This is a genomic window from Pseudarthrobacter sp. NPDC092424 (assembly GCF_044754925.1).
Lineage (GTDB): Bacteria > Actinomycetota > Actinomycetes > Actinomycetales > Micrococcaceae > Arthrobacter.
The window spans coordinates 51,377-63,428 of the sequence record NZ_JBIVQC010000005.1; the positions used below are offsets into that span (position 1 = coordinate 51,377).

Annotated in this window: 14 protein-coding genes and 3 tRNA genes; 11 read left to right on the forward strand and 6 right to left on the reverse strand. The window is 67.4% G+C overall.

Annotated elements, in window-relative coordinates:
* The first annotated feature begins 87 nt into the window (after window positions 1-87).
* Window positions 88-1,392, forward strand: coding sequence for a cation:proton antiporter (locus ACIQCN_RS09315; protein WP_400610582.1), 1,305 nt, complete (start codon window positions 88-90; stop codon window positions 1,390-1,392).
* 12 nt (window positions 1,393-1,404) lie between these two features.
* Here ACIQCN_RS09315 and ACIQCN_RS09320 read toward each other — a convergent pair whose 3' ends face one another.
* Window positions 1,405-2,844 (reverse strand): NCS2 family permease, encoded by a 1,440-nt coding sequence (locus ACIQCN_RS09320; protein WP_400606510.1) that lies wholly within the window; start codon window positions 2,842-2,844, stop codon window positions 1,405-1,407.
* A 134-nt stretch (window positions 2,845-2,978) separates the two neighbouring features.
* Between ACIQCN_RS09320 and ACIQCN_RS09325 the strand changes: the two genes are divergently transcribed.
* Window positions 2,979-3,587: a copper resistance protein CopC gene (locus ACIQCN_RS09325; RefSeq protein WP_400606511.1), complete on the forward strand. Its 609-nt coding sequence runs from the start codon at window positions 2,979-2,981 to the stop codon at window positions 3,585-3,587.
* 8 nt (window positions 3,588-3,595) lie between these two features.
* On the opposite strand, the gene ACIQCN_RS09330 is transcribed toward ACIQCN_RS09325, so the two are convergent.
* Complete coding sequence (locus ACIQCN_RS09330) at window positions 3,596-4,225, reverse strand: FAD-dependent monooxygenase (RefSeq protein WP_400606513.1); 630 nt, start codon at window positions 4,223-4,225, stop codon at window positions 3,596-3,598.
* Window positions 4,226-4,631: 406 nt separating this feature from the next.
* Between ACIQCN_RS09330 and ACIQCN_RS09335 the strand changes: the two genes are divergently transcribed.
* The gene (locus tag ACIQCN_RS09335; RefSeq protein WP_400606516.1) at window positions 4,632-5,669 is read left to right on the forward strand and encodes a universal stress protein; all 1,038 of its coding nucleotides are present in this window, start codon (window positions 4,632-4,634) and stop codon (window positions 5,667-5,669) included.
* 2 nt (window positions 5,670-5,671) lie between these two features.
* Here the strand turns inward: ACIQCN_RS09335 and ACIQCN_RS09340 are convergent, their stop codons facing one another.
* The 4 genes from ACIQCN_RS09340 to ACIQCN_RS09355 form a co-directional block, all read right to left on the reverse strand.
* Window positions 5,672-6,592 (reverse strand): cation diffusion facilitator family transporter, encoded by a 921-nt coding sequence (locus tag ACIQCN_RS09340; protein ID WP_400610584.1) that lies wholly within the window; start codon window positions 6,590-6,592, stop codon window positions 5,672-5,674.
* Between the two features lie 9 nt (window positions 6,593-6,601).
* Window positions 6,602-7,048 carry a metallopeptidase family protein gene (locus ACIQCN_RS09345; RefSeq protein ID WP_400606520.1) on the reverse strand — a complete coding sequence of 149 codons (447 nt, stop codon included), beginning with the start codon at window positions 7,046-7,048 and terminating at the stop codon, window positions 6,602-6,604.
* Between the two features lie 9 nt (window positions 7,049-7,057).
* Window positions 7,058-8,017, reverse strand: coding sequence for a DMT family transporter (locus tag ACIQCN_RS09350; protein WP_400610586.1), 960 nt, complete (start codon window positions 8,015-8,017; stop codon window positions 7,058-7,060).
* Between the two features lie 109 nt (window positions 8,018-8,126).
* Window positions 8,127-9,149: a PHP domain-containing protein gene (locus tag ACIQCN_RS09355; RefSeq protein ID WP_400610588.1), complete on the reverse strand. Its 1,023-nt coding sequence runs from the start codon at window positions 9,147-9,149 to the stop codon at window positions 8,127-8,129.
* Between the two features lie 166 nt (window positions 9,150-9,315).
* Between ACIQCN_RS09355 and ACIQCN_RS09360 the strand changes: the two genes are divergently transcribed.
* The 8 genes from ACIQCN_RS09360 to ACIQCN_RS09395 all read left to right on the forward strand — a co-directional run bounded on the left by ACIQCN_RS09360 (window position 9,316) and on the right by ACIQCN_RS09395 (window position 12,049).
* Window positions 9,316-9,388: transfer RNA gene (locus ACIQCN_RS09360), tRNA-Glu, on the forward strand.
* A 90-nt stretch (window positions 9,389-9,478) separates the two neighbouring features.
* Window positions 9,479-9,552, forward strand: a tRNA-Asp gene (locus ACIQCN_RS09365).
* Between the two features lie 48 nt (window positions 9,553-9,600).
* Window positions 9,601-9,676: transfer RNA gene (locus ACIQCN_RS09370), tRNA-Phe, on the forward strand.
* Between the two features lie 127 nt (window positions 9,677-9,803).
* The gene (locus ACIQCN_RS09375; RefSeq protein ID WP_400606526.1) at window positions 9,804-10,268 is read left to right on the forward strand and encodes an Asp23/Gls24 family envelope stress response protein; all 465 of its coding nucleotides are present in this window, start codon (window positions 9,804-9,806) and stop codon (window positions 10,266-10,268) included.
* A complete protein-coding gene (locus tag ACIQCN_RS09380) occupies window positions 10,265-10,456 on the forward strand; it encodes a hypothetical protein (RefSeq protein ID WP_400606528.1) in 192 nt (63 codons plus the stop codon). The genes ACIQCN_RS09375 and ACIQCN_RS09380 overlap by 4 nt, the downstream gene beginning before the upstream one ends.
* Window positions 10,453-10,833 (forward strand): hypothetical protein, encoded by a 381-nt coding sequence (locus tag ACIQCN_RS09385; RefSeq protein WP_400606530.1) that lies wholly within the window; start codon window positions 10,453-10,455, stop codon window positions 10,831-10,833. The genes ACIQCN_RS09380 and ACIQCN_RS09385 overlap by 4 nt, the downstream gene beginning before the upstream one ends.
* Before the next feature lie 38 nt (window positions 10,834-10,871).
* Window positions 10,872-11,441, forward strand: coding sequence for a DUF6286 domain-containing protein (locus tag ACIQCN_RS09390; protein WP_400606980.1), 570 nt, complete (start codon window positions 10,872-10,874; stop codon window positions 11,439-11,441).
* Window positions 11,438-12,049, forward strand: coding sequence for a hypothetical protein (locus tag ACIQCN_RS09395; protein ID WP_400610590.1), 612 nt, complete (start codon window positions 11,438-11,440; stop codon window positions 12,047-12,049). The genes ACIQCN_RS09390 and ACIQCN_RS09395 overlap by 4 nt, the downstream gene beginning before the upstream one ends.
* Window positions 12,050-12,052: the final 3 nt, after the last annotated feature.

Genomic DNA, 12,052 nt, shown 5'->3' on the forward strand with positions numbered 1-12,052 from the left:
GCGGCCGGCCTGTCCGGAATCCAAGAACCTCAGGGCTTGCCATGGCACGGGCTATGGTGGAGCAACCCGACGCCGGAGGACGCCCCCGTGTTTGAAGCCCCCAGTATTGTCTTTGCCGCAGCAGGCCTGGCCGTGTTTATCGCCGCAGTACTGCCCAAGTTGCTGCGCAACATGCCGTTTTCCATGCCGATGGTGTTCCTGGGCGCCGGGATGGCGGCGTTCGCCCTGATTCCTTCGCTGCCCGATCCCGATCCGCTGGCCCACCAGGACTTCGTGGTGCACCTCTCCGAAGTGTGCGTCATCATTTCCCTGATGGGTGCCGGCCTTGCCCTGGACCGGCCCTTGGGACGGAAACGCTGGGCCACCACATGGCGCCTGTTGGGTGTGGCGATGCCGCTGTGCATCATTGCCCTCACCCTGATGGGCCTGTGGTTCCTGGGCCTGGGCCTGGGCGCCGCCCTGCTGGTTGCCGCCAGCCTGGCCCCCACAGACCCCGTCCTCGCTTCCGAAGTCCAGGTGGGGGAGCCGGCGGATGAGGAGGAAGGCTCGGACAAGGAGGACGAGGTCCGGTTCGGACTGACCTCCGAGGCCGGCCTGAACGACGGCCTGGCTTTCCCGTTCGTCTACCTGGCCATTGCAATCAGCATCGTGGGGTCGTCACCGGCGGCATGGTTCCCGCAGTGGTTCGGTGTGGACGTGCTTTGGCGGCTGGCCATCGGGCTGCTGCTGGGATTCCTCACCGGAAGGCTGCTGGCAAGGATGTTCTTCTCCGCCAGGAAGGAGAGCCTCCGGCTGTCCAACCATTCGGAAGGGTTCGTTGCGCTGGCAGCCACGTTCCTGGCCTACGGGCTGGCTGAAATGGTGGAGGGGTACGGCTTCATTGCGGTGTTCGTCTGTGCAGTCACCGTCAGGGCCGCCGAGCACACGCACGGCTACCACCGGGTGCTGCACTCCTACGTGGAGCAGCTGGAGCGGCTGATGACGGTAGTGATCCTGGTCCTGCTGGGCGGAGCTATCGCACGCGGGATGCTGGCCGGGATCGGCTGGACTGAACTGCTGGTGGCCTTTGCGTTCCTGCTGCTGGTGCGCCCGCTGGCCGGCTGGCTGGGACTGCTCGGCGGCAAGACAGGGCCGCGGGAACGGATTGCGCTGTCCTTCTTCGGCATCCGCGGCATCGGCTCGCTTTACTACCTCTCCTATGCGTTGGGCAAAGGGGAGTTCGGCGGCCAGGAGGAGTGGCTGTGGTCATTCGTGGGGCTGGTGGTGGCACTGTCGATCGTGATCCACGGCGCCACCACCTCGCCCCTGATGAACCGGCTGGACCGGCTGCGGGCCAAGAAGGCCCGCGCGGTCGCCGGGGATGAGGGTCTAGCGCCCAACACCCCGGTCTAACCGGCCGCCGGGCTACATGCCCAGGGCGGCCTCGATGGGACCCACGGCAAAGAACAGCAGGAAGGCGCCGGCAACGGCCCACATCAGCGGGTGGATGTCCTTGGCGCGGCCCTGCACCGTGCGGATCAGCACGTAGGCGATGAAGCCTGCGCCGAGTCCATTGGCGATGGAGTAGGTGAACGGCATCAGCGTGAACGTCAGGAACGCCGGGATGGCGATGCCCCAGTCCTGCCAGTCGATCTTGCCCACCTGGGACACCATCATGAAGCCCACCACCACCAAGGCCGGGGCTACGGCCTCGAACGGCACCAGGTTGATCAGCGGGGTGAAGAACATGGCCACGAGGAACAGCACGCCGGTGACGATCGAGGCCACGCCGGTGCGGGCACCTTCGCCAATGCCGGCGCCGGCTTCCACGTAAATCTGGTTGGAGGAAATGGAGGCCCCGCCGCCGGCGATCGCACCCAGGGCGTCCACCTGGAGCACCCGGTCCACGTTGGGGATGTTGCCGTGCTCGTCCACGGTCCCGGCCTCGTTGGCCAGGCCCACCATGGTGCCCATGGCGTCGAAGAAGATGCTGAGCAGGATCACGAACGCCAGCAGGGTGGCGGCCACGAAGCCCAGGTGCTCAAACGCGCCGAACGGGTTGGCCTTGCCAATTAGCGACAGGTCCGGAGCGGCCCATCCGCTGAACGCGGGGGCCACCAGGGACCAGCCCTCGGGGTTGTAGGTCTTGCCGTCGAAGCTGGGACCGATCTTCAGCGTTAGTTCCAGGATCACGGAGATCACGGTGGAGGTGATGATGCCGATCAGGATGGCGCCCTTGACCTTGCGCACCACCAGGGCGATGGTGAGGACCAGGCCGAACACGAACACAGCGGTGGGCCAGCCCAGCAGCTTTCCGTCAAAGCCCAGCCCGACAGGGACGGTGGTGCCGGCAACGTCGGGGATGCGGCGGACGAACCCGGCGTTCACCAGGCCGATCAGCGCGATGAACAGGCCGATGCCCACCACGATCGCCGTCTTGAGCCCGTCCGGCACGGCCTTGAATACGGCGGTCCGGAACCCGGTGAGGACCAGGATCAGCATGGTCACGCCGGAGAGCACCACCAGGCCCATCATGTCAGGCCAGGTCAGTCCGGGATTGGTGGCCACGGTGACGGCTACAAAGGCGTTGACGCCCAGCCCTGTGGCCAGCGCGAACGGGTGTTTGGCCCACGCCCCCATCAGGATGGTCAGGATGCCCGCCACGAAGGCGGTGACGGCGGCAACGGCGGTGAAGCCCAGCGTGTTTCCGGCAGAGTCCGGGCCGGACAGGATTAGCGGGTTCAGTACCACTATGTAGCTCATGGCGAAGAAGGTGGCGAAACCGCCGCGGATCTCGCGGGAGAGGTTGGAGCCGCGTTCCGTGATCATGAAATACCGGTCCAGGGCAGAGCCTTGCTTAAGCATTAGTCCTCCGGGGAATTGTGTGGGGATACCAGAATCCTAAGGGCGCAGCGGCCGGGCGCCCCGCAAATGCGCCTAGTCTGTTAGGAAGCCAACACAGTCTGTTGGAACGCCGATACAGAAGGTACACGCCACCTATGGGTTCTTTCCGCCGCCGCCTGCCGGGCTTCCTGCTCGGCCTGGCCGTCTTCGCCGCCGCAACGCTGGGCCTGGCAGGGCCTGCGGCCGCGCACGACGCCGCCGAGTCCACCAGCCCCGCGCAGGGCGCCGCAGTGGCAGCTCCGCCGGCCGGGGTGTCGGTGACGTTCAGCCAAAAACCGCTGGGCATCGGCGCCTCCTTCTCCGTCAGGGACGCCTCAGGCGCCGAATGGGCTGACGGTCCGGTGGAGATCGTGGACAACGTGGCCACGCAGAAGCTGAGGGATGGCGGGCCGGCCGGTGAATACACCGTGGCGTGGCGGGTGGTCAGTTCGGATTCGCATCCCATCGAGGGAACGTTCAGCTTCACCGCTGCCGCCGCGGCACCGTCCGGAAGTACCGCACCGTCCGGAAGTACGACGGCGGCCGCTTCGGTCCCCGCCATCAGCACACCGCAGCCGGGGGTCACTTCAGAGCCTGAACCTGCCGGCGACGGGCAGCCGTTCCAGTGGAGCATCGTCATCTTCGCCGCGGTGGCCGTAGGGCTCCTGGCCACCCTCGCGTTCCTGGCCAGGCGCCGCCTTGGAGCCGGCGGCGAGGACGGATAGCCGTTTCCCTAGCAGGGCAGCATGGCCAGGCTGGCCGTTGCCGGATAAGCGTCGCTGCCCGGGTTGACCAGGGCGGAGATGGCCTGCCCCACCGTCTTGGCCTGGCGGAGGACCTCCTTCGGTGACGGAGTGATGAGCTCGCCCACTCCCACCAGGTGGATGCCCAGGGCCCTCATGGCGGCAGCCGGGTTGGGCCCCGCGCTGATGTCCAGTTCGCTCACCATCCGCCGGAGCTGGCTTTGAGCGCAGCGGGTCAGCACCACATGCGGCGTCAACAGGATGCCCGCAGAGGTGTGCACCTCCCATCCGGCAGTTCCGGCGCCCGGCGCGGCCGCTGCCCGGGCAAGCTGTACGGCCCGGATGCTGCGGATATCCACGTGGTGGCTGGACGCGTAGTTGCGCAGGTGCCGCAGGATCTCGTTGCGCTCGCGAAGGTTCCCCGAATCCGGCGCATCGCAACGCTGCTGGGAGCCCGAGACAGGGTGCCGGGCCGCGCTGTGCGGGTCCAGTCCGTCCACCACGATGGTGGCCACGCCGCGGCGGCGGAGTTCTGCCGCCACGGCAAGGCCGGGGAGGCCCGCGCCAACAATCACGGTGGTGGTCTGTTCGGTACCGGCATCCGCAGGCGTGCTTGACACTACAGGTTCGCTCCTTCGACGATTCGGCAGGTGCCGGCTTGCCGGCGCGCGTTCCGTCACCCCAAAGTCCGGCCGCAGCACGTTGTCCGGAAGCCCGGAAACACGGTGTGGACGGGCGCCCGGATCAACAATGTCCAGAAGACTACAGAACATTTTGCATGCTGGATAGTCCCCTCTCAGAAAAGATCTTTCCGCAGGTGAATGCCTCGGCGGCGGGTGGCCGCGGTGCTGCTGACGGCCGCGGCAGCCCCGTTCCGCCGCGGCTTGCTATGCCCCCGGGGACGGAGAATAGTGGGACGTGGAAGCAGTTCCGCCCCAAGCAGCCGGGGAGCGTTGTCCGGTGCGCGGGAGAGGGGCCGGTTTCTGGCAGAATAGCCGCAACATCAGGCACAGCAAGGAGGCGGCCATGGGCGCAGGAGAAATGCAGCCGGACCCCCGGTGGGAGGACGTCGCCGTTCCCGTAGCTCCGCGGGGTGTCGTGGTCGGTGTGGACGGCTCCGAACATGGCCAGTGCGCCTTGGTATGGGCCGCCCGCGAAGCCCGGCGCCGCCGTCGTCCGCTGCACATCGTCACTGCCTATTCCGTTCCCATCTTCGCCGCGTCCGGCCTGGACGGCGGTTACGCCACCGTTGACGACTCGGTGATCCGCGAAGGCGCCGAGGCCATCGTCCGGCAGGCCGCGGAGAAAGTCTCCGGTTATGACATCGACGTCACGTCGTCCGTGGAAAACGGCGACGCGTCAGGGGTCCTGCTGGAGATGTCCGAAACCGCGGAGCTGCTGGTTTTCGGCACACGGGGCCGTGGCGGGTTCGTGGGTCGGCTTCTTGGCTCCGTAAGCAGCGCCCTGCCGGCGCACGCGAAGTGCCCCACGGTCACGGTGCCGCTGATCTGTTCGGACCGGCTGGGTGAAACCACCGAGGACCGCCGCATCCGAGCCGAGCAGGCCAAGGCAGGCCACCAGCTGGTGGAGAACGTCGTAGTGGCGGGCGTGGACGGTTCGGAGCAGGCGCGCGTTGCCCTGCTTGAGGCCGCGGAGCAGGCTGAACGGCTCGGCGCATCGCTGCGGGTGGTCTGTGCCGTTCCGCAGTACAGCGGGTCGCTGGCCTGGGTGCCTGCCCCCATGGACCGCAAGGCCCTGTTCGATGACATTCAGGTCACACTGGACGCCGGGATGGCGTGGCTGCGCAGCCACTTCCCCAACCTCCGCATTGAGGGGCAGCTGAGGGACGGATCACCCGTGGAGGTGCTGGTCGAAGCCAGCAGGCATGTCGAGCTGGTGGTGCTGGGTACCCGCGGGCGCGGCGGCTTCACCGGGATGCTCCTGGGTTCGACGTCGGACGGCGTCCTGCACCACGCAAAAGGCCCAGTAATGGTGGTTCCGGACCGGGAGGATCCGCGCCTGGCGGACCGCACGCGGTTCGGTCCCGTGCTGGGCAACGACTGACGTCAGGCGTGCTGGTCTGATTCGTGCTCGGAATGGCTGGCCGGCTCCAGCTGGAACGTGCAGTGGTCCGTATCGAAGTGGGTGCCCAGGCACACGGCCAGCTTGTCCAGCAATTGGTCTGCGCCACGGGCGTTGAGCACCCCGTCCTCCACCACCACGTGCGCGGAGAAGACCGGGACGCCTGAGGTGATGGTCCAGATGTGGATGTCGTGCACGTCCGTGACACCGTCCACGGAGAGGATATGCTCGCGGATCATCTGCACTTCCACGCCCCTGGGGCTGGCTTCGAGCAGCACATCCACCACGTCGCGCAACAGGTGCCAGGCGCGGGGCAGGATCATCCCCGCGATCAGCACGGAGGCGATCGTGTCTGCCGCATGGAACCCGGTGAGCATGATGACCACGGCAGCAGCGACGACCGCCAGCGAGCCCAGGAGGTCGCCCAACACCTCCAGGTAGGCTCCGCGGACGTTCAGGCTTTCCCGGTGGGGCCCGCGCAGGATCAGCAGCGAGGCGATGTTGGCGGCTGCGCCCAGGATGCCTGCGAAAAGCATGATGTCCGTCTGGACTTCCGGCGCGGAACCGACGCGGCGGACGGCTTCGGTGAAGATCACCACGGAAATCGTGATCAGAACCAGGGCGTTGGCCAGCGCTGCCAGGACTTCGGCGCGCTGGTAGCCGTACGTGCGCTGGTCGCTGGCCGGCCGACCCGCGATCCACGCAGCGAACAGCGCGATGGTCACACCTGCGGCGTCGGAGAGCATGTGGCCTGCATCGGCCAGCAGGGACAGGGAACCGGACAGGGCGGCGCCGACTGCCTGGACCAGGACCACCGCGAGCGTGATCGCCAGGACGGCCAACAGCCGCTTCCGGTGCCGGCCGGTGGCGGTCAATCCGGGTGTGTGGCCGTGGTCGCGTCCCATGCCTACAGGCTAGCCCCAGCCCAGCTCGTGCAGCCGTTCGTCGTCGATGCCAAAGTGGTGGGCAACTTCGTGGACCACGGTCACGGCCACCTCGTGGATGACTTCTTCCCGGGAGTCGCAGATGTCCAGGATGGCCTCCCGGTAAATGGTGATCCGGTCCGGCAACGACCCTGCACCCCACCAGGAGTCACGTTCGGTCAGCGGAACCCCCTCGTAGAGCCCCAGCAGCACGGTCTCCGGGTCCTCGTCCGCGTGCGGCACGTAGCGGTCCTCGATAAAGACGGCCACGTTGTCCATCGTGCGGGCAAGCCGGGGCGGAATGGAGTCCAGGGCATCGCTGACGGCCGCTTCGAAATCATCCGCCGACATGCTGAACCCGGCGTTGCGGCCGGGCTCCCACGGTTCGTGCGGACCGCCGGGAACGCTGGGCAGACCGGGAGGCAGGCTTGTTGGCATACCCCGACTCTAGCGCCGTACGGCAATTCCGCTCCGACGGCGGGTCAGCGCCACCCCCACCAGGCACACGGCGCCGCCCACCAGCGCCCACACACCTGGAACTTCGGCCAGCAGGAGCCACGAAATCAGAATGGTGGTTCCGGGTACCAGATAGGTGGTTGCGGCCAGTTTGCCGGCGTCCACCAGGGAGAGGGCGTACGCCCAGGTGGTGAACGCGATGGCGGTGGGGAAGATGCCCAGGTACACCAGCCCTCCGGTGGCCGCCGGCGGAGCGGCCGCCACCTCCGCCACCAGTTGTCCGGCGAACGGCAGGCAGCACAGCGCGCCCACCAGGATGCCAAACCACGTGGCCTGCGCCGCCGGGCACTTCCGCAGCACCGGTTTCTGGACGATCACGCTGACGGCGGCGAGCACGGCGGCAAGGAGGCAGAGCGCTACACCCGCCACGTCCGCCGTCGCGCTTTCCCCGTCAGCGGCCGGCCGCGTTGAGCCCAGCGCGATCACCGCGACCCCCGCGAACGCCACGGTGCTGCCGATCAGCAGCCAGCGGGGGAAGCCTTCCTTGAGGAAGATGCCCGCCATGATGGCTACCAGGATGGGATTGACGTTGATCAGGAGGGCGCTGGTGCCGGCGTCCAGGACGTGTTCGGCAGCGTTCAGCGCCACGTTGTACCCGCCGAACCACATCACGCCGTACGCCAGGATGGGCAGCCACTCCCGCCCTTGCGGCAGCAGGCGGCTCTTGAGCAGTTGGGGCACCACCAGTACAGCGAGTACGACGGCGGCAATCGCGAGCCTGCCCAGCGTGAGGGAGCCGGGGGAAAAGTGCGGGCCCACAGCACGGATACCCACGAAAGCGGAGGCCCAAAGCACCACGGTCACCACCATCGCGGCGACGCCGAGGGCTTTGGCGCGGGCGGGCGGGGAAAAGGCAGCGGCGGGGCGGGCAGCATGCGTGATCGGGGGCATGAAGCCAATCTAGCTGTGGCCGGGGACATCGGTCTGGCGAAAATCGGCCATGTCACGGCAAGTTCCTGCCAAAGTGCCGTTGCGGACGGTTTGCTGCCGCAGGGCGGCCTCAGCGCTTGGTGGCGGTCCACTCCAGGAGGCGGTCAACCGGCCACGTGGTCACGATCCGTTCGGCCGGCACACCGTTCCGTTCGGCCCGTTCCGCCCCGTACTGGAGGAAGCCCAGCTGGCCGGGCGCGTGGGCGTCGCTGTCGATCGAGAACAGGCAACCGGCCTCGAGGGCCAGCTGGATCAGCGGATCCGGCGGATCCTGGCGTTCCGGCCGGGAATTGATCTCCACCGCCACGTTGTGTTCGGCGCAGGCGGCGAACACCTCCCGGGCGTCAAAGTCCGACGGCGGGCGAGTGCCCCGGGAACCTTCCACGAGGCGGCCCGTGCAGTGGCCCAGCACGTTGGTATGCGGGGCGCGGATGCCGCCCAGCATCCGCCGGGTCATGGTTTTGCTGTCCGCCCGGAGCTTGGAATGGACGCTGGCCACCACGACGTCCAGCCGGTCCAGCAGCGCAGGGTCCTGGTCCAGTTCACCGGATTCCAGGATGTCCACCTCGATGCCGCTCAGCAGCCTTGGCCCGGCGCCGCCGCCACGGTTGAGTTCCGCCACCACGTCCAGCTGTTCCTTGAGCCGTTCGGCGGACAGTCCGTTGGCGATGGTCAGGTTGGGCGAGTGGTCCGTCAGCGCCACGTATTCCCGTCCCAGCACCCCGGCGGCGGCGAGCATGAGCTCGATCGGGGATCCGCCGTCGGACCATTCACTGTGGCTGTGCAGGTCGCCCCGCAGCTGACGGGCCAGCTCCGTGCCCCCGCCGGCCAGGGGCTTTGCGCCCTTTTCCCGCAGGTCCGCCAGGTATTCCGGGACTTCGCCCTCCACGGCCTGCCGGATCACCTGGAAAGTCCGGTCCCCGATCCCCTTCATGGATTTCAGCCGGCCGGACACCGCCCGCGCGCGGACTTCTTCCTGTGGCAGCGTGCCGATCACCGCGGCCGCCTTGCGGAAAGCCTGGACCTTGAAGGTGGCGGCGCGTCCGCGCTCCAGCCAGAAAGCAATCTCGTTGAGCGCAGCAACGGCATCCATGAGTCCATCTTCACCCGCAAACGGCGCATGCGGACGGCATTTGCTCCCGATTTTGGTTAATGCGCGCCAAGGCCCTATAGTTTTAGAGTCCAGTTCGGAGAAACGCGAAGGACAAAGACGGAAAGCCCCGGCTGGAAGCCTTTTTCTTTGTTCCGGACAGGTTCTGGCCCCCATCGTCTAGCGGCCTAGGACACCGCCCTTTCACGGCGGCGGCACGGGTTCGAATCCCGTTGGGGGTACGCAAGGAACTGGTCAGGCAGGCTAAAAAAGTCTGGTAGGCTGGAAGCCTTGAAAAACGCGGTAGAGATACCGCAAAGCAAGAAACGCAAGGCCCTGTAGCGCAGTTGGTTAGCGCGCCGCCCTGTCACGGCGGAGGTCGCGGGTTCAAGTCCCGTCAGGGTCGCTCTGATTGTTGGAAGCAATTCCGGCCATCACGGTGACTAGTCACCTAGGCTCTGTAGCTCAGTTGGTAGAGCGTTCGACTGAAAATCGAAAGGTCACCGGATCGACGCCGGTCGGAGCCACCACTGGGAAGCACCAGTTCTTCGGAACTGGTGCTTTTCTTCGTTTAAGCCGGGATGTCGAATCCCGTGGTTCGCCTGACCCCGGCGGTGGCGGAGGGATAGGGTGGAACCAACAGAAGGGGAGTGCCTGATGGAATACCAGAACCCACAACCCGCGACCGGGGACATCCGTGAAGCTGCCGCGCCGCTGCCGCAGCAGATACCCGGCCTGGGCCGGACCGTTATTTCTGAAGCCGCTGTAGCAAAAGTCGCGGGCATCGCCGCACGCTCGGTGCCGGGCGTCCATTCACTGGGCTCGGGCCCCTCCCGCGCGCTGGGCGCCATCCGGGATGCGGTGGGCAGTTCCGACCACGCGGCCGGCGTCAACGCCGAGGTCGGCGAAACACAGGTGGCCGTGGACATTGAGCTGGTGGCCAGTTACGGCACGCCACTGCATTCGCTTGCGGACCATGTGCGGGCCGCCGTCTACCGGGCGGTGGAGGAACTGGTGGGCCTTCAGGTCATCGAGGTGAACGTGGAAATTACGGATGTCTATGTGCCGCCGCCGGTCAAACCGGTCACTGCGGCATCAGGAGAGCGGGAGGCGCTGCTGTGAACCTCACCATTGCGGGCGCGGCCATCGGGGCCTTCGTCGCGTTCATGTCGTTGGAATTCGGGCTGTGGGGCTTCCTGGTGTCGCTCCTCTTCATGGCCATCGGTGCGCTGCTGGGTCGCGCCGCCGAGGGGAAGCTGGACCTCCGCGGCGTCGTGGACGCAATCATCGGCCGCCGCTCATCGTCATGACGGCACCTGCGCCCCTCGCGCCGGCGCAGCGGCTGAGCGGCCACAACCGGATCAGCACGCAGGCGCTGACAAGCCTTGCCCGTACGGCCGCCGCCTTGGCGCTGGGGGTGGACGCGCATGACGTCCGGGTCCAATGGACGGACGACGACGGCCTGCTGGCGCTGTCCCTCGTCTCGCCTATCGGGGTCCCGCCTTTGCGGTCCGTCGCCCGGGACCCGGGGCGGGTCGCGGCTTTCGGCGGCTCCATCCGGGACCGTGCCGTGGCGGCAAAAGCGCAGATCATGTCCACCGTCACCGAGCTCAGCGGGGCGCAGCTGAGCAGGGTGGACATCAGGATCAGCGGGGCAAGGATCAGCGAAGGAGGTCGGGTGCAGTGAACGGCGAAGCAGCCCGCGGCAAGGCGTCCGGCCCGGACATGGGAAGGATAATCCACCGGGAAACCCGCTCTTCACGTGCAGTGGCGGCAACGGCCGCTGCCCTCCTGGTGCTGGTCGTTGCCGGATACGGGCTGCTGGAAGCCGGGGTGCATGCCATCGGGCAGCCGGCATGGCTGGTAGATCCACGCGTCGCGGGGGACCGGTTGGTGCGGCTCCCGGCCGGCGTTCCCGTGGGGCTATTGGCTGCCCTTGGCGCTGTCCTTGCCATGCTGGGACTGCTTTTCTTCCTGACCGGAATCCTCCCGGGACGGCGGGCCCGGCATGTCCTGCGCGGAGCCGGGTCAGGGCCCGCCGTCGTGGTTGACGACGAAGTGATCGCCTCGGCCCTTGCGCGGCGGGCCCGGTTGGCTGCCAACGTAACCCCGGACCAGGTAATGGTGGTGGTGTCGCAGCGGCAGGTGCTGGTCAATGTCCGTCCCACCTCAGGGGTTCCGGTCGACCAGGAGGCGGTGCTTGCCGCGGTGCAGGACGAGCTGGACCAAATGGGGCTTGAACCTGCGCCGGCAGCCCGCATCAATGTGGCAGCCTCGGGGGTGATCGGGGCATGAACAGCACGCCAAGCATCCTCAACCGGATCCTGGTGTCCGTCATTGGCCTGAAGCTGCTGGCGATCGGCGTCCTGCTGATCCTGCTGGCCTACGTCCCCGGCGTGGCCGCCTGGTGGCACGGCTGGTCCGCCGGGGTCCGGACGGCAGTGGAAAGTGCCTTCGACTCAACCAGGTTCCCGGGCGGGGGCGAAAGCTGGCTGTGGATCCTCGTGGTGGCCGGCCTGCTGGTGGCCATCGGGCTCATGGTGGCATGGATCGCCCAGCAAGGTAAGGGCCGTGCCAACCTGCTGGCGGAAGAATACGATCCCGGTGAGGTTCCCGGCGACGTACGGATCGGCGCCGGGGTAGCGGAGCAGGCGCTCAAACACGCATTGGCAGGCCGGCCGGACCTGGCCGGTGCCGCGGTGACAGCGTATGACGTCAAGGGTTCTCCGGCGCTGAAGGTCCGGCTCCTGCCGCGTCAGGGGGTGGCCCCGCACCTGCTCGCTGCTGAGGTGACCGAACTCGTGGCCGCCCTGGACGAGGTTGCGGGAACCAGCACGCCGGTGCTCATCCACATCGGCGCCGGCGCGCGGACGCGGTTCGGCCGGGCCGAACGCGTCCGCTGACGC

Coding starts and splice junctions, on each gene's coding strand:
- ACIQCN_RS09320 (WP_400606510.1), bottom strand. CDS start 2,844: ATGCTTAAGCAAGGCTCTGCCCTGGACCGGTATTTCATGATCACGGAA.
- ACIQCN_RS09325 (WP_400606511.1), top strand. CDS start 2,979: ATGGGTTCTTTCCGCCGCCGCCTGCCGGGCTTCCTGCTCGGCCTGGCC.
- ACIQCN_RS09335 (WP_400606516.1), top strand. CDS start 4,632: ATGGGCGCAGGAGAAATGCAGCCGGACCCCCGGTGGGAGGACGTCGCC.
- ACIQCN_RS09340 (WP_400610584.1), bottom strand. CDS start 6,592: ATGGGACGCGACCACGGCCACACACCCGGATTGACCGCCACCGGCCGG.
- ACIQCN_RS09345 (WP_400606520.1), bottom strand. CDS start 7,048: ATGCCAACAAGCCTGCCTCCCGGTCTGCCCAGCGTTCCCGGCGGTCCG.
- ACIQCN_RS09350 (WP_400610586.1), bottom strand. CDS start 8,017: ATGCCCCCGATCACGCATGCTGCCCGCCCCGCCGCTGCCTTTTCCCCG.
- ACIQCN_RS09355 (WP_400610588.1), bottom strand. CDS start 9,149: ATGGATGCCGTTGCTGCGCTCAACGAGATTGCTTTCTGGCTGGAGCGC.
- ACIQCN_RS09375 (WP_400606526.1), top strand. CDS start 9,804: ATGGAATACCAGAACCCACAACCCGCGACCGGGGACATCCGTGAAGCT.
- ACIQCN_RS09385 (WP_400606530.1), top strand. CDS start 10,453: ATGACGGCACCTGCGCCCCTCGCGCCGGCGCAGCGGCTGAGCGGCCAC.
- ACIQCN_RS09390 (WP_400606980.1), top strand. CDS start 10,872: ATGGGAAGGATAATCCACCGGGAAACCCGCTCTTCACGTGCAGTGGCG.
- ACIQCN_RS09395 (WP_400610590.1), top strand. CDS start 11,438: ATGAACAGCACGCCAAGCATCCTCAACCGGATCCTGGTGTCCGTCATT.